The 22,540-nt window shown below is 67.3% G+C and carries 24 protein-coding genes; 10 read left to right on the top strand and 14 right to left on the bottom strand.

Annotated features, from left to right (window positions below):
• Positions 1-6 precede the first annotated feature (6 nt).
• Positions 7-1,521: a SpoVR family protein gene (locus MCHT01_RS14485; protein ID WP_245643312.1), complete on the top strand. Its 1,515-nt coding sequence runs from the start codon at positions 7-9 to the stop codon at positions 1,519-1,521.
• Between the two features lie 14 nt (positions 1,522-1,535).
• On the opposite strand, the gene dgt is transcribed toward MCHT01_RS14485, so the two are convergent.
• From dgt to MCHT01_RS14475, 3 genes are all read right to left on the bottom strand, one after another.
• Complete coding sequence (dgt, locus tag MCHT01_RS14480; RefSeq protein WP_084452646.1) at positions 1,536-2,918, bottom strand: dGTP triphosphohydrolase; 1,383 nt, start codon at positions 2,916-2,918, stop codon at positions 1,536-1,538.
• A 31-nt stretch (positions 2,919-2,949) separates the two neighbouring features.
• Positions 2,950-3,123 carry a hypothetical protein gene (locus MCHT01_RS26770; RefSeq protein ID WP_169806136.1) on the bottom strand — a complete coding sequence of 58 codons (174 nt, stop codon included), beginning with the start codon at positions 3,121-3,123 and terminating at the stop codon, positions 2,950-2,952.
• Positions 3,124-3,265: 142 nt separating this feature from the next.
• On the bottom strand, positions 3,266-4,705 hold the full coding sequence (locus MCHT01_RS14475; protein WP_067066046.1) for an FAD-binding oxidoreductase: 1,440 nt from the start codon (positions 4,703-4,705) through the stop codon (positions 3,266-3,268).
• Positions 4,706-4,907: 202 nt separating this feature from the next.
• On the opposite strand from MCHT01_RS14475, the gene MCHT01_RS14470 reads away from it, so the two are divergent.
• On the top strand, positions 4,908-5,213 hold the full coding sequence (locus MCHT01_RS14470; RefSeq protein ID WP_067066045.1) for a hypothetical protein: 306 nt from the start codon (positions 4,908-4,910) through the stop codon (positions 5,211-5,213).
• A gap of 122 nt (positions 5,214-5,335) precedes the next feature.
• Here MCHT01_RS14470 and MCHT01_RS14465 read toward each other — a convergent pair whose 3' ends face one another.
• Positions 5,336-6,319: a helix-turn-helix transcriptional regulator gene (locus MCHT01_RS14465; RefSeq protein ID WP_067066044.1), complete on the bottom strand. Its 984-nt coding sequence runs from the start codon at positions 6,317-6,319 to the stop codon at positions 5,336-5,338.
• Between the two features lie 144 nt (positions 6,320-6,463).
• On the opposite strand from MCHT01_RS14465, the gene MCHT01_RS14460 reads away from it, so the two are divergent.
• Positions 6,464-7,606: a hypothetical protein gene (locus MCHT01_RS14460; RefSeq protein WP_067066043.1), complete on the top strand. Its 1,143-nt coding sequence runs from the start codon at positions 6,464-6,466 to the stop codon at positions 7,604-7,606.
• Positions 7,607-7,669: 63 nt separating this feature from the next.
• Here MCHT01_RS14460 and MCHT01_RS14455 read toward each other — a convergent pair whose 3' ends face one another.
• The 9 genes from MCHT01_RS14455 to MCHT01_RS14415 all read right to left on the bottom strand — a co-directional run bounded on the left by MCHT01_RS14455 (position 7,670) and on the right by MCHT01_RS14415 (position 14,112).
• On the bottom strand, positions 7,670-7,888 hold the full coding sequence (locus MCHT01_RS14455; protein WP_148661534.1) for a hypothetical protein: 219 nt from the start codon (positions 7,886-7,888) through the stop codon (positions 7,670-7,672).
• A 15-nt stretch (positions 7,889-7,903) separates the two neighbouring features.
• On the bottom strand, positions 7,904-8,398 hold the full coding sequence (locus tag MCHT01_RS14450; protein ID WP_084452644.1) for a PIN domain-containing protein: 495 nt from the start codon (positions 8,396-8,398) through the stop codon (positions 7,904-7,906).
• Positions 8,395-8,898 carry an AbrB/MazE/SpoVT family DNA-binding domain-containing protein gene (locus MCHT01_RS27440; RefSeq protein ID WP_245643300.1) on the bottom strand — a complete coding sequence of 168 codons (504 nt, stop codon included), beginning with the start codon at positions 8,896-8,898 and terminating at the stop codon, positions 8,395-8,397. The genes MCHT01_RS14450 and MCHT01_RS27440 overlap by 4 nt, the downstream gene beginning before the upstream one ends.
• Before the next feature lie 4 nt (positions 8,899-8,902).
• Positions 8,903-9,421, bottom strand: coding sequence for a GNAT family N-acetyltransferase (locus MCHT01_RS14440; RefSeq protein ID WP_067066040.1), 519 nt, complete (start codon positions 9,419-9,421; stop codon positions 8,903-8,905).
• Positions 9,422-9,563: 142 nt separating this feature from the next.
• Positions 9,564-10,226: a 3'-5' exonuclease gene (locus MCHT01_RS14435; protein WP_067066039.1), complete on the bottom strand. Its 663-nt coding sequence runs from the start codon at positions 10,224-10,226 to the stop codon at positions 9,564-9,566.
• Complete coding sequence (locus MCHT01_RS14430) at positions 10,223-10,537, bottom strand: nucleotide pyrophosphohydrolase (protein ID WP_067066038.1); 315 nt, start codon at positions 10,535-10,537, stop codon at positions 10,223-10,225. The genes MCHT01_RS14435 and MCHT01_RS14430 overlap by 4 nt, the downstream gene beginning before the upstream one ends.
• 403 nt (positions 10,538-10,940) lie before the next feature.
• Positions 10,941-11,588, bottom strand: a complete 648-nt coding sequence (queE, locus tag MCHT01_RS14425) for a 7-carboxy-7-deazaguanine synthase (protein ID WP_067066037.1) — start codon at positions 11,586-11,588, stop codon at positions 10,941-10,943.
• Positions 11,585-12,697: a 6-pyruvoyl trahydropterin synthase family protein gene (locus MCHT01_RS14420; RefSeq protein WP_067066036.1), complete on the bottom strand. Its 1,113-nt coding sequence runs from the start codon at positions 12,695-12,697 to the stop codon at positions 11,585-11,587. Before MCHT01_RS14420 ends, queE begins: the two co-directional genes overlap by 4 nt.
• Positions 12,698-13,071: 374 nt before the next feature.
• Positions 13,072-14,112, bottom strand: a complete 1,041-nt coding sequence (locus MCHT01_RS14415; RefSeq protein ID WP_067066035.1) for a S1/P1 nuclease — start codon at positions 14,110-14,112, stop codon at positions 13,072-13,074.
• 251 nt (positions 14,113-14,363) lie between these two features.
• On the opposite strand from MCHT01_RS14415, the gene MCHT01_RS14410 reads away from it, so the two are divergent.
• From MCHT01_RS14410 to MCHT01_RS14385, 6 genes are all read left to right on the top strand, one after another.
• On the top strand, positions 14,364-14,582 hold the full coding sequence (locus MCHT01_RS14410) for a TOBE domain-containing protein (RefSeq protein WP_067066034.1): 219 nt from the start codon (positions 14,364-14,366) through the stop codon (positions 14,580-14,582).
• Positions 14,583-14,600: 18 nt separating this feature from the next.
• Entirely contained in the window at positions 14,601-15,221 is a 621-nt protein-coding gene (locus MCHT01_RS14405) for an RBBP9/YdeN family alpha/beta hydrolase (protein WP_067066033.1), read from the top strand.
• A gap of 147 nt (positions 15,222-15,368) precedes the next feature.
• The gene (locus MCHT01_RS14400) at positions 15,369-16,475 is read left to right on the top strand and encodes an L-dopachrome tautomerase-related protein (RefSeq protein ID WP_148661533.1); all 1,107 of its coding nucleotides are present in this window, start codon (positions 15,369-15,371) and stop codon (positions 16,473-16,475) included.
• A gap of 156 nt (positions 16,476-16,631) precedes the next feature.
• Positions 16,632-17,075, top strand: coding sequence for an SRPBCC family protein (locus tag MCHT01_RS14395; RefSeq protein WP_067066032.1), 444 nt, complete (start codon positions 16,632-16,634; stop codon positions 17,073-17,075).
• A gap of 590 nt (positions 17,076-17,665) precedes the next feature.
• Entirely contained in the window at positions 17,666-19,795 is a 2,130-nt protein-coding gene (locus MCHT01_RS14390) for a protein-disulfide reductase DsbD family protein (RefSeq protein ID WP_067066031.1), read from the top strand.
• A gap of 58 nt (positions 19,796-19,853) precedes the next feature.
• On the top strand, positions 19,854-20,519 hold the full coding sequence (locus tag MCHT01_RS14385; RefSeq protein ID WP_067066030.1) for a redoxin domain-containing protein: 666 nt from the start codon (positions 19,854-19,856) through the stop codon (positions 20,517-20,519).
• Between the two features lie 71 nt (positions 20,520-20,590).
• Here the strand turns inward: MCHT01_RS14385 and MCHT01_RS14380 are convergent, their stop codons facing one another.
• Positions 20,591-20,974: a hypothetical protein gene (locus MCHT01_RS14380; protein WP_067066029.1), complete on the bottom strand. Its 384-nt coding sequence runs from the start codon at positions 20,972-20,974 to the stop codon at positions 20,591-20,593.
• 200 nt (positions 20,975-21,174) lie between these two features.
• Here MCHT01_RS14380 and MCHT01_RS14375 point away from each other — a divergent pair, with 200 nt between their 5' ends.
• On the top strand, positions 21,175-22,407 hold the full coding sequence (locus MCHT01_RS14375; protein ID WP_067066028.1) for an MFS transporter: 1,233 nt from the start codon (positions 21,175-21,177) through the stop codon (positions 22,405-22,407).
• Positions 22,408-22,540 lie beyond the last annotated feature (133 nt).

The raw sequence follows: 22,540 nt of genomic DNA, 5'->3' as shown, positions 1-22,540 counted from the left end.
CCGCTGATGCAGATGCGTCCGCTGGAGAAGCGCCCCGAGCGGCCGCTGCCCTCCCCCAGCGACTGGACCTTCGAGCTGATCGAGGAGTACCACGAGGTCATCCGCGCCACCGCCGAGCGCTACGGCCTGGACACCTATCCGAACCAGCTCGAGGTCATCACGGCCGAGCAGATGATGGACGCCTACGCGTCGGTCGGCATGCCGGTGAACTACCGGCACTGGAGCTACGGCAAGGAGTTCATCTCGACGGAACGCCACTACAAGCGCGGCCAGATGGGCCTGGCCTACGAGATCGTCATCAACTCCGATCCGTGCATCGCCTACCTGATGGAGGAGAACACGATGGCGATGCAGGCGCTGGTCATCGCGCATGCCTGCTACGGCCACAACAGCTTCTTCAAGAACAACTACCTGTTCCGGATGTGGACCGATGCCTCGTCCATCATCGATTACCTGGTCTACGCCAAGCACTACATCGCCGACTGCGAGCAACGCTACGGCCTGGACACGGTCGAGGCGACGCTCGATTCCTGCCACGCGCTGATGAACCACGGCGTGGACCGCTACCGCCGTCCGGCCAAGCTCTCGCTGGCCCAGGAACAGGCCATGCGCAAGGACCGCGAGGCTTATGCACAGCGCCAGGTCAACGACATGTGGCGCACTCTGCCCCGCCGACCCGAGGACGAGGCCAAGGCCGAGGAGAAGCGTCGTTTCCCGGACGAGCCGCAGGAGAACCTGCTGTACTTCATCGAGAAGAACGCCCCGCTGCTCGAGCCCTGGCAGCGCGAGGTGGTGCGCATCGTCCGCAAGATCGCGCAGTACTTCTATCCACAGCGCCAGACGCAGGTGATGAACGAGGGCTGGGCCACCTTCTGGCATCACAAGCTGCTCAACACCATGTACGACGACGGCTACCTGTCGGACGGGATGATGATCGAGTGGCTGAAGTCGCACACCAACGTGGTCGCGCAGCCGCCGATGGCACAGCTCAACCCCTATGCGCTGGGCTTCGCGATGTACACCGACATCAAGCGCATCTGCGAGGCGCCCACCGCCGAGGATCGGGAGTGGTTCCCCGCGATCGCCGGCACCGACTGGCTCCCGACGCTGGATCACGCGATGCGCAACTTCAAGGACGAGAGCTTCATCGCGCAGTACCTGAGCCCCAAGCTGATGCGGGATTTCCGGCTGTTCTCCATCCTCGACGAGGAGCACCAGGCCGAGTACGAGATCTCCGCGATCCACGACGAGCAGGGTTATCAACATGTCCGCGAGACGCTCTCGCGGCAGTACGACTTGTCCACACGCGAACCCAACATCCAGGTCTGGAACGTGAACCTGCGCGGCGACCGCTCGCTGACGCTGCGCCATCAGCAGCACCAGGACCGGCCGCTGCACGACGACGCGCAGGAGGTGCTCAAGCACGTGGCGCGGCTGTGGGGCTTCGGCGTGCACATGGAGAGCGTGAACGCCCGAGGCGACGTGACCCGCAAGTGGAGCGTGCCGGCGCCGCAGCATTGAGGCGCCTGTGACGATCAGAAGGGCTTGAAGATCGTGGCGCCGGACTCTTTGAGTCGACCATAGAAGTCGACTGCATAGCCATCGGTCATGCCAGCGACGAAGTCGCAAACCAACCTCATCCGCTGAGAGCCATCCTTGAGGCGCCTGTACATCTCCTGCAGATCGTCGGGCAGAAGATGATGTCCGTTTTGTGCTTCGTCGGTCAGCGTGCTGAAGATCGTTTGGACCACCTCAAAGCCTCGGAACTCGACGACCTTCAAGCGCGGCGACATGATCGTGAGCAGATAGTTCAGGTGCTTCACGGCCTCGATGGCAATCTTGATCGGCCGCTCAACGAGCACCTTCGCGAAACGCAGATCCGCGTTCGGCGGAATTTCAAGGCTGATGCCCCTCATGAAACGGCCGATCATCGCGGAACTGAACTCGGAGCGATGATGCCCATCGCCGGCGATCAGTTTCGACTTCGTATACATCTCGAGCGGCCCCTCATCACGGTCAAAAACCATAAAGACGCTACCGATCGATTCGTAGAGCTCTCGTTCGGTGAGGGACTCAACCTCCTTGGCCACCTTTGCGCGAAGCGTTTCGAGCAGACCTTGGTCTCCGACGATCTGGGAGAGAAGCTTCATCGGATGCGTGAAGCCGCCCTTCATCGCATCTTCCAAGTCGTATGTCGAATACGCGATGTCATCCGCGATATCCATGATCTGGCATTCGAGGGTCTTGAACGCCACACCGTCTGGCGGTTGTCCGACGTGACTCTTGATGCTGGCCACGAGGCTCTTCTCGCTTTCGTAATAGCCCTTCGCCAGCCCAGCGTCTTTGCCACGCACCACCGGAATCTCCGAGTCGTACTTGAGGACCGCTGCGAGACCACGGAAGGTGGCGTTGATGCCCAAACGCTTGTCGATTCCGTCGACCGAGATGCCGCAGGTTCCATCGTCGAGGTCCCCCGACCGATACACCTTCTTCTCAACACGCGTGAGAATCCGCAGCGTCTGCGCGTTCCCCTCGAAACCTCCAAAGGCTTTCATGCACTCGTCGAGCGCCCGCTCACCGTTGTGTCCGAAGGGAGGATGGCCAAGGTCATGCGCCAGACCGGCAAACTCGACGAGGTCGAGATCAATCTTCTCCGCCCTCGTCGCCAAATCCCGCGCATTCAATAGCTGCGCGATGCCCTTCGCAACTTGAGCGACCTCTAACGAATGCGTGAGCCGATTTCGGAAGAAGTCCGACTCGTGACCAGGAAATAGCTGTGTCTTGCCCTGGAGCCGTCGGAACGCTGCCGAATGCAATAGACGACCATAGTCCCGTCGAAACGGTGACCGCCCGACATCCAGTTCTTCCCGCTCTGGCAGAGCTCGCGCATGGTCTTGCTGATCGTAGAGGTCGCGCATAAGTGAGGAAGCCACCTTGCGGTGGCTTCATTCATCGTTTCTGGTTGGTAGGGCTCGTGGTGGGTTCCGACTTCCTTTGCAGCATCTCCAACGCGTTGCGTGGCTGCTCCGTCGTCCCCCCCATCACCTTGTAGAAGTGGCTGAACTGCGTCTGCACCGTCTGCTTCGCATCCGACGCAGCCTTCGATTCAACAGTTGCATTCATGGTCGCACCTTCAACAAGTTCTTTGCCAAGGAAGCTATTCTACGAGTGTCGAAAATTCTGATGGGGCCTGCAATCGCTTAAGCAAGGCCATGCGGCTGCGGTCTTCCACCTTTAGCTGTCATTCCATCAGTGTGAGAAGTCATCAGCGTTCGCCCGTGAGGCCAAAGATCTTCCCCGGATTCATGATGTCGTTCGGATCGAGCGCCCGCTTGATCGCCCGCATCTGATCGATGGCGCCCTCGCCCGCTTCCTGGACCAGGAAGCCCTGCTTGTGCAGGCCGATGCCGTGCTCGCCGGTGCAGCTACCTTCCAGCGCGATCGCGCGGGCCACCATCTGGGCGCTGAGCCGCTCGGCGGTCTCGCGTTCCCGCGGCAGCTCGGGATCGATCAGATAGCCCATGTGGAAGTTGCCGTCCCCCACGTGACCGACGATGAAGTACGGCAGGCCGCTGGCCTCGACCTCCTCCACCGACGCATTGATGGACTCCGCCAGGCGCGAGATCGGCACGCAGGTGTCCGTCGTCACCGCGCGGCAGCCGGGCTTCATCTGCAGCGCCGACAGGTAGGCGTGGTGCCGAGCTGTCCACAGGCGGGTGCGGTCCTCCGGCGTGGTCGCCCATTCGAAGTCGGTGCCGCCGTGTTCGGCGGCGATCTCTTGCACCAGGGCCGCCTGCTCGGCGACACCGGCCTCGGAGCCGTGGAACTCCATCAGCAGCATCGGGGCCTCGCGCAGCGTCAGCTTGTCGTGGCGATTGACGGCGCGGACCGCGTGCGCGTCCAGCAGCTCGCAGCGCGCGATCGGCACGCCCATCTGGATGATGGCGATGGTGGTGCGGACGGCCGCGTCGATGCTCTCGAAGGAGCACACTGCCGCGGACACCGCCTCGGGCAGTGGATAAAGCCGCAGCGTGATCTCGCAGATCGCGCCCAGCGTGCCCTCGCTGCCGACGTACAGCCGCGTCAGGTCGTAGCCGGCGCTGCTCTTGCGGGCGCGCGAGCCGGTGTGGACAAGTTGTCCCGCCGCCGTCGCCACGGTCAGGCCGAGCACGTTCTCCTTCATCGTCCCGTAGCGGACCGCGTTCGTCCCGCTGGCCCGCGTGGCGGACATGCCGCCGATGGAGGCGTCCGCGCCCGGGTCGATGGGGAAGAACAGGCCTTGATGGCGGATCTCGGCGTTGAGCTGGTTGCGCGTCACGCCGGCCTGCACGGTGACGGTCAGGTCCTCGGCGTTGATCCGCAGGATCCTGTTCATCCGGGACAGGTCCAGGCTGATCCCGCCCTGCACGGCCAGCAGATGGCCCTCCAGCGAGGTGCCGGCGCCGTAGGGAATCACCGGCACGCGATGCGCGTTGGCGAGCGCCAGGACCTCGGCCACCTCCTCGTTGCTCTCGGCGAAGACGACCGCCTCGGGCGGCGGCAGGTCGAAGACCGATTCATCCCGCCCGTGCTGCTGGCGCATCGCCAGCGCCGTGTTGCAGCGTGCGCCGAAGCGCGTCTGCAGGGCGCTCAGCATCTCGGCCGGCAGGGGCCGCGGCGCGTAGTCCGGTTGGGCGGGGGCGCTGAAATCTCGAGGCGCGTTCATCGGTGTCTCCTGATGGCCCGTGGGCCGGATGTCCTGACCGCCGCACCGCCCGATCGACGGACGGCGGCCGGATCCTGTGGATATCTCTGCGATTCTAGGAAGCCAGGCTCCCGACGAACCGCGGCGCCGCGTGCTTGCGCCGCGACCCGCACAGTGACAGCATGAACGCTGTCGCGCCCCGGCGCGTGAACGGGAGACCCTCATGTCCCACCTGTGGTTATGGGCCGTCTGGGCCGCATTGCTGGCCTTGCTGATGCTCGCCAGCCTGCGCATGGACTGGCTGAAGGTCTGGTGGATGGATCAGCTCCGGCGCATGCCCGGCGACGCCTCCCCGAACGACATCGATCCCGGCACGCCCGCCGAGGGCCTCGCCACCCGGCCGATGCCGCACCACGCGCCCCGCCCCATCGGCATCCCGCGGCCCGCCGTGCACGACATCCACGGCCATGCGGCCACGTTGACGCACCATCACCGTCCGGCCTTCCACCGGAGTGGCCGGCGCCAGTGACCGGAGCGTCGGTCGAGACTGTCCTTCCGTCGAACTCGCCCTGACGCCGCGCCCCTCGGCGGAGATATCCACAGGGGCGCCGGACCAGCGGGCCGGCACGCGGTGCCGCAAGCGGCGCGTGCTCAGGCGTCGAGCGCCGCCACCGCGTGCGTGAGCCGCTTCGCGAAGGCTTCCCGCAGCGCGGGCGGCGACACCACCTCGACCTGGCCCGCATGTCGGAGCAGGTCCATCAGCAGCTCCGTCGCATCGACGAAGGGCAGTTCCAGCTGCCAGCGTCCGTCGGGCAGCCATTCGCTGCGTTGCGATGGATGCCATTCCTCGCTCGACACCCAGGCCGCGATACCGGCGCCGAAGATCACCGTCGCCCATTGCGGATCACCGCCGGCGAAGATGCCGTAGCCCTGATCCAGCTCCCCTTCCAGCTCCTTGAGCGGCAGGCTGCGCGCCACCTGATCCGGCAGCACCTCGGCCGCTTCCACCGCATCGAGCGCGAAACGCCGCAAGCCGTCGCTGGCATGGCACCACGCGTCGAGATACCAGGTGTTGCGGTAGTGGACCAGGCGCTGCGGTGACACGTCCCGCTCGCTGACCGAGCCGCCGCCCGGGCCCCGCTTGCGGTAGCGCAGCTTCAGGCGCCGCCGCTTCACGACGGCGCTGCCCACGGTCTCGAAGTGCTCCGACGGCACGCGTCTCCGGGCCGTGGAAATCAACTTGATGCGGCGCGTCATCTCCTGCGCCTCGACCTCGTCGCCGCCCAGCATGCCGGTGAGCTTGTCCAGCATCGGTTGCAGGTGCCGGCTGAGCAGGCCGTTCTCGTCCAGCCCGGCCATCATCTGATGCATGGTCAGCAGCGCGTGCAACTCCTTCTCGCTGAACCAGATGCCGGGCAGCTCATGCCGCTGGCCGCGCCATTGCTGCCCGAAGCGGTAGCCGTTTTCCGCGGCGTCGTACTCGATGGGCGCGTCCATGCGCTCGCGCAGGTACTGCAGATCGCGTTTGAGCGTCGCCGGCGACACCTCCAGCTGCTCGCGCATCTCCGCGAAGCTCACGCAGCCCCGGCTGCGGATCAGCATCTCGATCTTGTAGAAGCGTTCGGTGCGGTCCATGGCGGCCCCTCCTGACAGATTCCGGTGGGCCGACCGCAAATTTCTGTCGACCGATGAAAGGTGGCTCATTCTATGAGCCAGCTGACCCAAATACTTGATCCCAAGCCTGAACCCGTTGGTTCAGCGGTCCTCAAGGAGAGTCTCATGGTCGCTTCTATCCACCGCAACGCCGCCGACAACGCCGCCCAGCAACTGGCCCTGCCCATGGGCACGCAGGACGCGGAACCGCGCCTCGGCCGCCGCTCGGAACGTCTGGAGGAGCGACTCGCCGAACGCCGCGCGGACCGCGAGGAGGAAGCCGCCTCCAGTCATGAGCGCGTGGGCTTCGAGCTCGGTTGGGACTACGCCCATCACGGCCTGACGCCGCCGGTGGATCAGCTCTTCCGCCAATCGCCGCTGCAGCAGGGCTGGCAGCTGGGCCGCTCGACTTTCGGCGCACGCACCCTGAAGTCGCATCGCCACACGCAGCTGTGGCTCTCCCTGCGCCTGCATGCCTGGCAGCGCGGCCGCAATTTCGAGACGCTGCTGGTCACGCCCAATTACCTGCAGCAGCTGGACACCACCCACTGCCCCGTCAGCCGCCTGGCGCTCAACGACGACGCCGATCACCCGCAATGCCGCTCGATCGACCGCGTTCGCGACGACGCGGGCTATGCGGCCGGCAACCTGACGCTGATGAGCCACGCCGCCAACCAGGCCAAGTCGGACCGCGGCTGGCAGCAATGCTGGGCGATGGCTCAGAGCCTGCGTCAGGGCCCGATGACCCTGGCGGGCGGTCTCAATGCCGAGGCCTGGGAACGCATGGCCGTCCTGGCCAGCTTCGTCACGCCGATGGCGCATGAATTGGCCGCGACGCTGCCGCTGCTGGTGATGCCCTCCAATCGCATGCGGCTGTTCAATCCGGTGCAGGCGCTGCAGGCGCTGGTCACCCGTCAACTGGCGACGCCGGGCTGGAGCCAGCGCCTCACGCGCCTGGAAGCGCTGATGGCCACGCAACAGCGCGCCGACTTCTCCAAGTTCGTGCTGGCCCTGGTGCCGCGCGTGCTGCGCTGCCAGTCGCTGACCGATCCGATGGACATCCGATGGGCGCTCGAGGACGCATGGCGCGACCCGCTGCTGCAGAAGCGCTGGACGCGTTTCGCCTCGCAGCTGACGGCGGAGCAGGCGGAGCAACTGGTGCAGCGCGCCGCCAGCAAGCACCTGAGCAACGTCCACGTGCAGAGCCACGGCAGCGCCGGGACCGATGGTTGGGCGCTGGAGCGTCAGGGCTTCCGCGACGCGGCTTGAAACGATGCGAGGCGCGCGCGATCGGCGCGGCAGGAATTCAGCGAGGGGGGACGACGAATCCGCTCAGCCGGGCAGGCCGGGGTACATCTTCTCGAGGCCGCCGTTCTGGTCCTGCAACGCGACGTGATAGCCGCGCTCCTTGAACCAGTCAGCCCAGTTCTTCGCCAGTTGCTTCTCCGGCAGCCATGGACCGGTGCGGTCCAGATGAACACGATTGCCGCGGCGTTCGTAGAACACCACGCGCCACATGTTGGAGGGGATCCGGTCGTGAAAGCTGCCCATAAGAGAGGGCGGAATTTAGCAAAGCACCGCGTCTCTCTGGGAGGGGGGCAACACCTGGAACCATGCCGACATCGCGCGGACCGTGCAGAGTTGCCGGGCGGCCTGGCTGCGACTGTTCGCAGACCATTCCGAAAGCACCTCGTCATCGCATAACAGCACCGTCGCATCGCCTTGCAGGGCGAGCTCGACGAGCGCCTGATGCGTCGCCGGCACACCCGATGCGCGTGACGCACGAGCCCCCGCGACCGGCTTCACCACCTCGACGAAGGGCAGGAAATCGGCGAGCAATTCCTGCTGCTCGTCAGTCGACAAACCCAGCGCCCGATAGGACAGCGCGCGCATCAAGGTCGACGCCAGCTCGGGACTGAGCAGCGGTCGCAGCAGCCCTTGCTGCCAGGCGCGACGCAGACCACGCGACGCGTCATCGGACAGCGTCAGCGCGCGCAGGATCAATGAGGGATCGATCACCGCGCGTTCGGGCGCAGCGTGGGCTCGGGAACGACGGCTCATGCGGCCGAGGCGCCCTTCCGACGCGAAGTCTTGGCCGGCGTCTTGCGCGCAGGCTTCTCGGCGGCTGTGGACAGCTTCGCGGAAACGCTCGCGGCCGCCTTGCCTGCGGGCTTGCGCGCCGCGGCGAGCTTCTTGTCCACCGCCTTGCCCACACGCTTCTGCACAGACTTATCCACAAGCGCGACGCCGGCTGTCGCCGGCGTCCTGGTCTTGACGGGGGAGGCCTTGCCGCCGACAGACCTTGCCGCCTTGCCCGCGGCCTGCTTCGTGGCCTGCTTCACGGGCTTGCGCGCGGCATCCAGCGCGCGCGCGATCACGTCCTCGCCCAGGTCCAGTTCGGCCAGCTTGGCCCGCACGGCATCGCCGCGCTGGATCCGCACCGGGGTGAGCAAGACCTGACCCGCCTGCAGCTGGACCTCGAAGTACTGCACCGGGCCGAGCCGGTCGGTGACGCTCTTGGGCAGGGTCAGCTGGTTCTTCGACGTGAGCTTCGCCAGCACGGGATCAGACCAGCGAACGCTGCATGCGCAGTTGCTCGAGGGGCTTGCCCTCGACGTCCACGGCCTTGACGCTGTCCGATTCCGGGCGGAAACCGGCCAGCTCGAAGAAGCGCATCGCGCGGGAGTTGTTCTTGTAGGTCCACAGGGTCACGCGGGTGCAGCCCTCTTCGTGCAGACCTTCCTGGGCGGCTTCGACCAGCGCTTGACCGACGCCCTTGTCCCAATGCGACGGAGACGCGTACATGGCCCAGATCTCGCCGGTGGTCGACGGGGTGCCCTTGTCGCGCGAGCGATCGAAACCGACGAAGCCCATGACTTCGTTGTCCAGATGGGCGACCAGCACTTGCGGCTCGCACATGTTGATGGCTTCGCGCCAATAGGCCTGGCGCTGAGCGATCGACAGACCATTCAGGGCGGTGTCGGGCCAGAACTCCCTGTACGCATCCTGAGCGGAAGTCACCTGGATCTGGGCGATGGCCTTGGCATCACGCAGCGTGGCCGGGCGGACTTGAATACTCGACATACCTGAGAACAAACGCAAAACGGGAAAGCGCAAGATTGTCCCAGCCTATGCGGCCAATTGGGGATCTTGACAGTAAATGATTTGCTGACCTGCTTTTGATCGATGGTGTCGGACTCTCGCCCGGCCCCTTCGATGTTCGCGATCAGACCAACGAGTCCTGCAGATGGCGGCGCAGATCACGGGCGTATCCGGTCGCGGCCTTGTGCCATTGGGGACGCGCCACGGCCTGCAATCGCAGCAGCAGCTCGTGCTCGACGCTCAGTTCGCCGAGAAATTCGACGAGTTCGAGCCCGATGTCGCGCTGCATCCGCTGCACGAGCTGGGCCGTCGTCATCGCGTCGGCAAGGGCCCGGTGCGCGCGGCCGTTGTCAGGCAACCGGTGATAGCGCGCCAGCGTGCCGAGCTTGCAGTTGGGCGATTCCGGATAGAGCCGGCGAGCCAGCTTCACGGTACACGCGAACTCGGGCGCGACACGCGGCGCGACCTCCGCGCGATCGAGCTCATGCAGCCAGAAGCCGCGATCGAAGCTCGCGTTGTGCGCGACGAAGCCGCAGTCGGCGGTGAACTCGGCCACCTCGCGCATGACGCGGGCCGCATCGGGAGCGTCCTCGAGCATCTCGTTGCTGATGCCGGTGAGGCGTTCGATCATCGGCGGGATCCACGCCCCGGTGTTCATGAGGCTCTGGTACTGGCCGACGATCTCGCCGTCGCGCAGCAGCACGGCGGCGATCTCGGTGGCGCGACCGCCGCCCTGCGGGGAGTTGCCGGTGGTCTCGAAGTCAATGACGGCGATCGTGCGCTTCATGCGGTGGGTTCGGGGTACTTCCTGGCGTTCATCACCAGCTTGCGTTCGACCGCCTGCGGCACGTCGACGCCGGCGCGGTCCGCGATCTGCAACAGGTACAGCAGCACATCGGCGATCTCCTCGCCCAGGTGCTGACGCGTGGGCTCGTCCAGCTGCAGCGACTGCTCGGGCGTCTGCCACTGGAAGATCTCGACGAGCTCTGCCGCCTCGACGACCAGCGCCATCGCCAGGTTCTTCGGGGTCAGGTACGGATCCCAGTGCCTTGCCGCGGCGAAGCGGCGCAGGCGAAGTTGCAGCTCTTCGATGTCCATGGGACCGCAGTGTGCAAGCGGGCCGGTTCCGGCTCAAGCCGAGCGTGTTGCTTTCGGGTGTTGCAGCAACGCGCCCGGTTTTTTTCTCGCCTCTCTTTTCAACATCAAGGTTTTATATAACTCCTTGGTCATGTTGGTAGAGGGCGCCGGTTTTTGTGGACAAGTCCAGATTGTTCAATTCAGACAAGGACTTGCGTCGATGAAAACGCTGTGCGCGGAGGGCCTCTAAGCGCTGGGACGAGATGACAACAAGCCGTCGGATCTCGATGCGGCTGTGGAAAAGCAGGGCCTTGTCAAAAAGTTTTCCACAGCTTTGTTGGCTTTACAGCGCGGCCCCGGATCGATTAGCGGTCCCTTCGCGGGGGACAAGCCTGTGGACGACCGGAGGACCGCGCCGCCGTCCTCAGTCGATGCCGACGACCTTGTGCATCTGGATGGACAACTTCCATTGCGGGTGGTCCATGCAATACGCCACCGCCGCCTTGGTGTTCTGCTTCTGCAGCACCGAGTCCATGGGCTGGAGGAAGAAGTGCTCGAAGGCCAAGCCCTCGAAACGCTCCGGCATCGCCAGCGGCTGTGGATAAACCAGCTTCAGCTCGTTGCCCGTCTTCAGCACGATCTCGGCGTCGGCCTTGGGACTGACGCAGATCCAGTCCAGACCTTCCGGCGCGGGTTGCGTGCCGTTGGTCTCGACGGCGATCTCGAAACCCAGCGCCTTGAGCGCCGTGATCAGCGGCCCGTCCAGCTGCAGCAGCGGTTCGCCGCCCGTGCAGACCACGTAGGGCGTGCCGGTCTTGCGGCCGTGGTCATCCTTGGGCCACTTGGCGTCGATCGCCTCGGCAAGCGCATCGGCCGAGGCGAACTTGCCCCCGCCCTGACCGTCCGTGCCGACGAAGTCGGTGTCGCAGAAGCTGCAGACGGCCGTGGCACGGTCCTGCTCGCGGCCGCTCCAGAGGTTGCAGCCGGCGAAGCGGCAGAACACGGCCGCACGGCCGGCTTGCGCGCCCTCGCCCTGCAGCGTGTAGAACATTTCCTTGACGGCGTAGGTCATACCGGGATCAGCTCCTCGATCGGGCCGTGGCTGACGATCGCCCCGCTCCCGCGGGTTTCGTAGAGGTCGACGCGCTCGAGCGGCTCGAGCTGCGCCTTCGCGTGCTGGAGCACCCAGGCGGCCAGGCTGGCCGTGTCGGCGTCCGGCAGTCCCGCGAGCTCATGCAGCGGGTGGTGGTCCATCGACTTGAAGATCGGATCGAACAGCATCTTCACGTCGCTGAAGTCCATCGCCCAGCCGTAGACCTGGTCCAGCGGCGCGCTCAGGTGCAGGCGCAGCGTGAAGGTGTGGCCGTGGATGCCGGCGAGCTGATGACCGGCCGGCGCGCGGGCCAGCTTGACCGCGCTGTCCAGGGTGAATTCCTTCCAGATCCGGTAGCGCTCGCCGTCGAAGTTGGCGCCGCTGGAGCCGGTCTCGTAGACGGTGACCCAGCTCAGCTCGGGCAGTTGCGGCTTGAGCTTGCTCCACAGCCAGGAGGAGATCAGCTCGCTCGTCGGATTCGACAGGCCCTCGATCTCGTTGAGGCACTGGTAGTTCAGCTGCGCGTGGAACGGCGCCCAGAGCTCGTCGAGGTGGTCGTAGTCGATGCTCAGGTCGCGTTCGCCCAGATCCTGATTCGCGTGGAGGATCAGTTCGAAACCGTGGCCGTGCATCCGGCCGCACTTGTGGCCCATCGGGACGTTGGGCAGTTGGTGCGCGGCCTGGAAGCGGTAACGGCGCCAGACATGGGCGTGGCCGTTGGCGTCCAGATCGACACCGGAGTTCGCGGTGCTCTGGATCCCGACCTGGGTGATGCCGGGGACCTGGAACTCGGTCTCGAGGCGATGTCGGATCCAGCGGGCGATGTTCTCGTCCGTCGGCTGGGTGATGTGCTGGTTGAGCAGCGCATGGTCCAGCGGTGCGATGCAGCGCTCGAGGCAATCGCGCAGCGCATGGACTTCGGACCCTGGGAAGGGCGCCCAGCCTGTGGGCAACTCGGCACGAACGGTGGCCAGGTAGCTGTGGCCATGCAGACCCCGGCTGCGGTGTCCGGGCGGCAGCGCATCGATCTGGCAGGCCGACTCGAACCCCGCGGAAGCGGTGAAGAGAGGTGAGGGAGAAGCAGACATCCCGGAAGTGTGACACGCCCGCTTTTCTTATTCCTTGATGTTGAATATCTCTCTGGTCGTGTTAGTAGGTGTTTGGCACTTCCTGTGGACAAGTGCCATTTCTGTTTTCAATTCAAGTACTTGTGATTGCCTCAACCCTGTGCGCCGGACCCGGTGCAACGCGGGGACGGATCGACAACAACTTCCGGCGGCGCCGCTCGGCTGTGGATAAGCCTGCGGTTGTTCAAGCCGCCTCCACAGCTCTTTGCACAGGGTGTAGGAGGGTTCGAAAACGGCTGTTGGACGATCCTGGGAGGCCTTGTGACGGTCTTTCGGGCGCGTTTGGACGAAAAAAAGCCCCGCATCGGCGGGGCTCTCAGGCTTCGTCTGAAGGCTTACTTCTTGTCTGGCCAGATGGTCTCCAGCAGTTGCGCCAGACGGGCGCCGCCCTTGATGACGTTCAGCCGGGTCTGCTCCAGGCTGCGCGCGTCGTAGTTCGCCGGCGGCGTGGCCAGCCAGCGCGGACCGCGCAGGCTCTGCTGGCGGGCGCCGAAGCTCATGCCGTCGAAGGCGTCGCGGGCGCCCAGCAGCGATTCGCTCGCCCACTGCACCGGCCAGTCGTCGGGATTGCCGGTCGAGGGCGGCACGTCCTTGGCCAGGGCCGGCATGGCGGCCAGCTGGGCCGGGCTCAGGCGGCCGGGCATGCCATCCCAGTAGCTGTGCAGGTTGCCGCCCGGCGTGCCGTCCGGCTTGGGCAGCGTGATCGCGTTCGCGCCAACCGTGTGGGTCTGCGCATCGTTGCCCTGGGTGTCGGGGTCATAGGCCTTGCCGTCCGCGTCCAGGTAGAGCGAGCCCATGTGCAGCGGCTGATGCATGTCGCCCAGCGCATGGACGATCAGCGCCAGCGCGTCACGCTCGTTGAAGTTCATCGGCGGGGTCTGCTTGCCGGTCTTGAGCACGAGCACCGCGGCCTTCAGCGCCGCGACGATGTCGTGATCGCTGGTGCCGATCGCGCCGGCGACGTAGCGGCCGCGCTGGATGGCGACGTTCGAGTAGTGGTACTGCTTGTTGCAGGACTCCTCGCCCGGCTTGGGATCGCACTGCTCGAAGTTGCGCTGGACGTAGTCGCGCATCCGGGCTTCCTCCTCGGGATCGTTCTCGAAGACGGCGCACTCGTGGAAGCGGCCGGTCACGGCGTACTTGAAGCCGTTGCCGGTGTCGATGCCCTTGACGCAGTCGTCCCAGACGGCGATGTCGCGCAGCGAGACCTTGCCCAGGATGCGCTTGACCTCGGCGTCGGCGCGATGGCCTTGGATCAGCTGGGCGGCGATCTCGCCGACCGTGTTGTGGCCGACGGCGCCGAAACCGAAGGCCTGACCGCAGCAGGCGGCCAGGAGCGACAGCGCGGCGACGCCGCGCGCAAACGATTTGTTCATGACTTGGAACCCGATCGAGGGACGAGCGCCGGCGGTCCGCCGGGCAGGGGATCGCGCATTGTGCATGTCGCTCGATGACAGCCATCAACGGGCAATCCCGGCGGCCGGGCGCGTGGCGGATCCGTTTACCGGGGCTTTACGGGCGGCCTGGCGCTTATGAGGCGGTCGCATGTGGATGGTCGCAGCCCTTCGTTCGCCGGATGAGGACCGCTGCCTAAGCTGGGCGCCACCACATTCAGGGGAGCCCCCGCATGAGCATCACCGCCATCAACGTCCGCAACCAGTTCCGCGGCACGATCAAGGAGATCATCGAAGGCCCGGTCGTGTCCGAGGTCGATGTCCAGACCGCCGGCGGCCTGGTGGTCACGTCGGTGATCACCACGCGCTCGGTCAAGGAGCTGCAGCTGACGGTCGGCAAGGAAGTCGTCGCCCTGGTCAAGTCGACCGAGGTGTCGATCGCCACCCTCTGAGGCGCCGAGGAGATCGCCATGGCGCTCTATCCGCACCGCGCCGCACGGCGCAACGGCGACGCCGAGCCGCGCCTGCTGATCATCCCGGGCCTGCACGACAGCGGCCCGGCGCATTGGCAGACCTGGCTCGAGCAGCAGTACCGCGACGCCCACCGGGTGCGCCAGCGTGATTTCAGCCATCCGGAGCTGGAGCGCTGGTCGGAGCGCATCCAGTCGCGGCTGGAGAACGCCGGCCCCGGCGAATGGATCGCGGTGGCCCACAGCTTCGGCTGCCTGGCGCTGGCGCATCACCTGCATCAGCATCCGGACTCGCCGGTGCGGGAGGCGCTGTTCGTCGCGCCGGCCGAGCCCGACAAGTTCGGTCTGGCCGAGAGCCTGCCGCATCAGCGGCTGGGCCGGCCGACCGCGCTGATCGCCAGCCAGAACGATCCCTGGATGAGCGCCGCGAGCGCGCTGCGCTGGGCCACGCGCTGGGGCAGCAGCTACAGCAACATCGGCCTGGTCGGACATATCAACAGCGAGTCGGGCTTCGGTCCCTTCCCGCTGGCCAAGCGCTGGGTCGAATCGGCGCGGGCCCGCGCCGCGCGCGAGCGCCGGCCCGCCCGCGCCAGCATCCTGGAGTGGTCGTTCTCGATCTGAGGGACTTGTCCACAGGGGCGGATCCGCACCGGCCTTCAAGCGTCGGTTGAAGCAGGTTCAATCGCGCGCCGGTTCATTGCCGAGGCCTGCTGCGGAAGACTCATCGCTTCCCCCAACCAGGCCTCGCCGATGAGCGAGGAGCGACCGATGACCGCCCTCCCCTCCCCTTCGCGGAACGCGCCGCTGCGCGCTGTCCTGACCACCTCGATGCTCGCGATCGCGGCCGTGCTGGCCCCGCCGACGCAGGCCGCCCAGCCCGGCGACCTGGAAGTCGTCGCCGAGCTGCCGATCCGTCCCGGCAACGTGACGCCCGGCCCCGGTGGTCGACTCTTCGCCACCGTCCACCCGCTGGGCGCGCCGGCCTCGGCCCAGCTCATCGAGATCACCGGCCGCGACGCCTACCGGCCCTGGCCCAACGTCGAACTCCAGCGCGGCACCCGTCCAGCCAGCGACGACCGCATCGACACGCCACTGGGCATCGCGCTCGACGGCCGCGGCCGGGTGTGGATCGTGGACATGGGCCTGAACCTGGGCAAGACCCGGCTCTGGGCCTTCGATGCGGCGCAAGGGCGGCGCACCCATCTCATCGTCCTGCCACCGGATGTCGCGCCCAAGGGGAGCTTCGTCCAGGATCTGGTGGTCGATGACCGCCACGGCTGGATCTTCCTGGCTGACATCGCCAACCCGGGACTGATCGCCGTCGAGATGTCCACCGGCAAGGCGCGGCGATTCGGCGGTCACCCCGCCTTGCAGGCCGAACCCGAGGCCCCGATGGTGATCGCGGGCCGGCCCATCCAGTTCCAGGGCAAACCGGCGAACGTGGCGGTGAATCCGATCAGCCTGTCGGCCGACGGCGAGACCCTGTTCTTCGGCGCGATGAACGGCAAGACCTGGTACGCCCTGCCGGCCCAGCTGCTGCGCGACGGCGCCAGCGATGCCCGGATCGGCGACGCCATCCGGCGCGTCGGGCCGAAGCCGGTCTCCGACGGCGCCGCGACGGACAAGCGCGGTCGCCACTTCTTCACCAACCTCAACGAGGGCGGCATCGACCAGCTCAATCCGGACGGCAAGCTCACCCCGCTGGCGCGCGATCCGCGCCTGGACTGGCCCGACAGCGTGCACCTGGGCGACTCGCCCTGGCTCTACATCTCGGTGAACCAGCTCCACAAGACGCCCGCCTTCACCGGGGGGGCCGACGAGGGCCGGCCGCCGTATCGCGTCATGCGCGTGTGGACGGGCGAGGCCTCCCGCTGACGCCTGGCGGGCGCCGAGCTTCGCCGTCGAGCGCCGGCCGGCGCCCGCTTCGGGGATTCCCTGTCAGGGGCGCGGAGACTCGCGCCCGACACGATCGCGGACTATGGTCGGCCTTCCGCCCGCGCGACGCGCGAGCCCCTGAACGGGAGACTTTCGATGCCCTTCACCCTCCGATTGCATCGCGTGCTCAAGGCGCCGCCCGAGCGCATCTACCGCGCCTTCACCGACCCGGCCGCGATGTGCAAATGGCTGCCGCCGCACGGCTTCACCGGCACCATGCATCACATGGATCCGCGGGTCGGCGGCAGCTGGCGCATGTCGTTCACCAACCTGGCGGCGGGCGCGCAGCACACCTTCGGCGGCGAGTACCTGGAGCTCCAACCCGGCAGCCGGCTGCGCTACACGAGCCGCTTCGACGACGTGAACCTGCCCGGGGAGATGGTCACGACCATCGAGCTCAAGCCGGTCTTCTGCGGGACGGCGATGCAGGTGACCCAGGAAGGCATTCCGGACGTGATCCCGGAAGCGGCCTGCCATCTGGGCTGGCAGGAGTCGCTGCTGCTGCTCACGCAACTGGTCGAACCGGACATGCCGGGTTGAGATCGATTTTTTCGCCGGACCGGGTCTCCGCTGTTTTTCGGGGCTGGGTCCGGTATCCCGCGTTGCCGCCCTCTGTCGACTGTCAGGGGCTGTCAGCCTCTGGACATTTTTTCGAGCGGACCGGCGTCGGACGCCGGTGTGGACGCGAGATGCCCCTGGCCGTTTTTTGGGGTCTCCCCGTTTTTCGACGTTTTCCCCAACGGTCCCCTGCATCCCGTTTGTCAGGGGCTGACAGGCTGTGGACATTTTTCGCGCCTCGTTTCTGGGTTCTCGGGTCCTTGTCGAAGGACCTCCCCCGTTTTTGCTCGCGGTTTTCCACAGGTGGCACGAGTCGCTGCCTTGTCCCCGCATCGCGACGACCCGCGTCCGAGAGGTCGGCGCCATGAGCCGATCGCCTCGTCACGGACGCCTCGAATCACGGACCTCCGCGATCCCGGAACCTGGTTTTCCTTTCGGTAAGGAAACAAGGAAGGCGCGGCTGCAATCCCCGAAGTCCGATGCCTTGCGAGGGGCGTCGGCCAAGGCCTAGCATCGCGGCCATGCCACCCAGGTCCACCCACCTCGCGGTCGCGGCGGCCGCGACCCTGTGCATGAGCACGGCCGCGGTCGCGCAAGCGCCGAATGCCTCGATGTCATCGGCCTCGGCGCGGATCTCGCCGTCGGACCGTTCGGCCACGGATGAAGTGCAGGTGCGCCTGATCAGCGCCTCGTCGCGCGTGGTCCCGGGGCAGACCGTGTTGCTGGCGCTGGAGCAGCGGATCGCGCCGCATTGGCACACGTACTGGCGGAATCCGGGCGACTCCGGTCAGCCCACGAGCATCGAGTGGAAGTTACCCACAGGCGCGCAGGCCGGCGACATCCTCTGGCCAGCGCCGAAGCGCTTCGATGTCGGACCGATCACGAACTATGGCTACGAGGATCGGGCGCTCCTGCTCACCGAGGTCCGGCTGCCACAAGACCTGACCCCAGGAGGAAGCGCGACGCTGTCGGCCGAGGCGACCTGGCTGGTCTGCCGCGAGGCGTGCATTCCCCAACAGGCGACCTTGACCCTCGTGCTGCCGGTGGCGGCCCGGGCCATGGACTCGTCGGAGGCCGACACCCTGGCCCGTGCGCGAGCCGCGCTGCCCGTCGCCGTGCCCTATCCGGTGAGCGCGCGCATCGACGGTCGTGAGATGACGCTGAGCTGGCCGGCTCAAGCCCCCGGTCCTGTGGATATCCGGCAGGCGCTGTTCCTGCCGAACGATTGGGGCCGCATCGAGCATGCCGCCAAGCCGGCGCTGACCCGCGCAGGTAATGACTGGCACCTGCGCATGCCGGTCGGTGAGCAACCGGCCCAGGCGGGCCAGCCGATCGAAGGCCTGCTGCTGGTGGACGGCCGGGCCTGGACGGTGCACCCGACGGTGACCGGCGGCGCGGCGACATCGGCGACGTCCGCCACCGCCGCGGGTGTGGACAACTTGGGCTTGTGGACAGCGATGGGACTCGCGCTCGTCGGCGGGCTGATCCTCAACCTGATGCCTTGCGTCTTCCCGGTGCTGGCGATCAAGGCCCTGGGCTTTCTGCATGGCGAGCCGCGTGAGCACCGCCGGCAAGGTCTGGCCTACACGGCCGGCGTGCTCGTCGCGTTCGCGGCGCTGGCGACGGCCCTGCTCGCGTTGCGCGCGGCCGGGAGCGGCGTCGGTTGGGGCTTCCAGTTCCAGTCGCCGATCTTCGTGCTGTCGCTCGCGTGGTTGATGTTCGTGCTGGGTCTGTCGCTGGCGGGCGTGCTCGAGATCGGCGCGGGGTTCGCCGGCATGGGCAACGGGCTCGCGAGCCGATCCGGCCTGAGCGGCAGCTTCTTCACCGGCGTTCTAGCGACCGTCGTCGCGACCCCTTGCACCGCGCCCTTCATGGGCGCGGCGATGGCCTATGCGCTGGCGCAGTCGCCGGTGCCGCTGTTCGCAGTGTTCCTCTCGCTGGGCTTGGGCCTGGCATTGCCGTATCTGGCGCTGGCCTGGTGGCCGGCCCTGCAGCGGGGCCTGCCGCGCCCGGGTCGATGGATGGAGGTGCTCAAGCAGGGGCTGGCCTTCCCGATGTTCGCCGCCGCGATCTGGCTGGTGTGGGTGCTGGCGCAGCAGGCGGGACCGGCGGGGGTCCTCCTGGCCCTGGCAGGCATGGGGATGCTCGCACTCGCCGCCTGGCTCAGGCGCGTGAGTCGGCGGGCTTCCGCGGGCTGGCGGTGGACGGGTGCCGGCGGTGCGATCGCCGCCATGCTCGCGACGGCGAGCTTGTTGCCGATGGCCGCGAGCGACAACTTGTCCACAGACGTCGCTTCGCCCCGGAACCCCGGGGCCATGCGGGAAGGCGGCGATCCTGCGGGCGCCGCGCAAGCCGAGTTCGAACCTTATTCACCGGAGCGCCTCGCCGCGCTGCGCGCGCAAGGCAAGCCCGTGTTCGTGAATCTCACCGCGTCGTGGTGCATCACCTGTCTGGTCAACGAGCGCGTCGCCTTGTCCACAGCCGACGTCCGGGACGCCTTCGCCGCCAAGGGCGTGACCTATCTGAAAGGCGACTGGACGCGCCAGGACCCGCGCATCACCGAGTTGCTTCGGCGGCACCAGCGCAGCGGCGTGCCGCTCTACCTGTTCTATCCGGCCGGCATCGGCAGCGACGCGCAGGTGCTGCCGCAGCTGTTGACGCCCGGCATCGTCGTCTCGGCCTTGCAAGCCGGTGCCACGTGATCGCGCGATCACGCGCCAGCCCGGCCAGCCCGCCCACCACCTCCAGGAGCTCCTCGACATGAAGACCGCATCGATCCCCGCTTCGTTCTCCGGCGCCGCGCGCGCCCTGTCGCGCCGGTCCCTGATCGCCGCCGCGGCCCTGGTCGCCTCGTGGTCGATCGCCGGCATCGCCCATGCCCAGGCGCAGATCGACCATCCAGCGCCCGCCTTCAGCGCGACCACCGCGGAGGGCAAGACACTCACGCTGGACAGCCTCAAGGGCAAGACCGTCGTGCTCGAGTGGACCAATCACGAGTGCCCGTACGTCCGCAAGCACTACGGCAGCGGCAACATCCCGGCGCTGCAGAAGGACGCGACCGCGCACGGCGTCGTATGGCTGCAGGTGATCTCGTCCGCGCCGGGCCAGCAGGGCTTCGTCGACGGACCGACCGCGATCAGGCTGAACCAGGAACGCGGCGCCGCCCCGACCCACACCCTGCTCGACCCGAGCGGCCAGATCGGCAAGGCCTATGGCGCGCAGACCTCGCCGCACCTGTTCATCGTCAATCCACAGGGCGTGCTGGTCTACAAGGGCGGCATCGACAGCATCGCCACCGCGAAGGTCGACGACATCGCCAAGGCCGACCCCTACGTGAAAACGGCGCTGGGCGAGCTCGCCGCCGGCAAGAAGATCAGCCAGGCCAGCACGCGGCCCTACGGCTGTTCGATCAAGTACGGCAGCTGAGTTGTCCACAGCGCCATGAACCGGGGCCGCCTCCCGCGGGCCGGGTTCCTCATCGAAGCGAGGTGACCGCCTCAGCGGTCTTCCTGCCACCAGTAGCCGCGGCCGCGCATGCAGGAGCCCTGCGCGCGCAGGCGCCGATCCTCGTTCGCGTCCACGGTCGAGGAGTAGGCCGGCGTGGTCGTGGTGCTGCAGTCGAGCACCTCCCCCTTCTTCGTGCACTTCGTCTTCTCGGACGACTGTCCCCCATAGCGCTGCTCGGTCACCACCGCCGGTGGATACATGCGCGCCGCCTCGCGCTCGCAATCGAACAGGTCGCGTTCGGTCTCGGTCGGCGAGGTGCCGTCGCGCAGCCATCGACCCGACGAGCACGCGCTCAGCAGCACGATGCCGAGCAGCGCGAGCCACGCGCCGCGTCGACGCGCGAGAGGGAAACCAGGGGAAGAGGGACGCGTCATCTCGAGCTCCTGAGAGGAAAAAGGGGGCACTTTGAGACGGTCCGCGGGGGGCATCAATGACCGAAGTGGGTCGAATTCATGCACGCCTTGGTCATTCCGTGAGGCCGGATGCGAAGCCCCTTGCCGATCGAAGCCCATCGCCACGGTTCGCCCACGAGCGCGATGGGCGCGCGGACAATCGCGCCTTTGCTTGGTTCCCCATGAGCGCCTCTCCGCCCGCCACCTCTCCCGCCCCGACCACCGCCACGCCTGCCGCGCCGATGTCGCGCGCGCTGGTGCTGCTGCTGGCGGTGGGGGCCGGACTCTCGGTCGCGCCGCTGTACTACGCGCAGCCGATGCTGGGTCTGCTGTCGACCGAGTTCGGCGCCAGCGCCTCGCAGATCGGCCTGATCCCGACGCTCACCCAGCTCGGCTACGCCGCGGCGATCCTGCTGCTCGCTCCGCTGGGCGACCGCATCGAGCGGCGCCGTCTCATCGCGTTCAAGAGCGCTGCCCTGTTGTTCGCGCTGATCGTGGCCGCGTTCTCGCCCAACCTGGTCGCGCTGTGCCTGGCCAGCGTGCTCATCGGCATCACCGCGTCACTCGCGCAGGACCTGCTGCCCGCGGCCGCGACGCTCGCGCCCGATGCGCAACGCGGCCAGACCGTGGGCACCGTGATGACGGGACTGCTGCTCGGCATCCTGCTGTCGCGTGTCGTCAGCGGCACGCTGGCGCAGCAGTTCGGCTGGCGCTGGGTGTTCGGCATCGCGGCGCTGAGCATCCTCGGACTCGGCCTGATGCTGCAGCGCGGCCTGCCCAGGATGCCACCCGCCAGCCCGATGCCCTATGGCGAGCTGCTGCGGTCCATGCTCACGCTGACGCGCCGCTACCCGGCCTTGCGCACCGCGGCCGCGACACAGGCGCTGCTGGCGGTCGGCTTCAGCGCCTTCTGGTCGACGTTGGCCGTGATGCTGCACCAGTCGCTGAACCTGGGCAGCGCGGCGGCCGGTGCCTTCGGCCTGGCCGGGGCTGCCGGCGCGCTCGCCGCGCCGCTGGCCGGACGCGTCGCCGACAAGCGCGGCGCCCGCTCCGTGATCCGGCTCGGCGCGACCCTGGTGCTGGTCTCCTTCCTCGGCATGGGCCTGCTGCCGAGCAACCTGTGGATCCTGGTCGCCGGTACCGTGCTGTTCGACCTCGGCGTCCAGTCCTGCCTGGTCGCTCACCAGAGCATCGTCTACGGCCTGGAGCCGCCGGCGCGCAGCCGCCTCAACGCCGTGCTGATCGGCGCGATGTTCATCGGCATGGCCACCGGCGCCTGGCTGGGCTCGCTGTCGCTGCAGGCCCTGGGCTGGCGCGGCGTCTGTGGTCTCGCGGTCCTGACCTCGGCCGCGGCGCTGCTGCTGCGCATCCGCGCCGACCGCGCGACGGATCGCGCGAAGACCGCGAGCGCCTGAGCATCCCCGCGCGAGCCCCGGTCGGTCGGTCGTTCGGACCTGCCGATCGGTCCGCCCGTCCCGCCCGCGCCGCGCGGCGGCTCAAGGGAACGCTGGCGCCAAGGTGACACGCCGACCGGACCTGCTGTGCCGC

It is taken from the genome of Mitsuaria chitosanitabida ATCC BAA-476 = NBRC 102408 (assembly GCF_001598255.1).
Lineage (GTDB): Bacteria > Pseudomonadota > Gammaproteobacteria > Burkholderiales > Burkholderiaceae_C > Roseateles > Roseateles chitosanitabidus.
The sequence above is the reverse complement of the archived record's forward strand: the minus strand, read 5'-3'. Positions and strand labels throughout refer to the sequence as shown.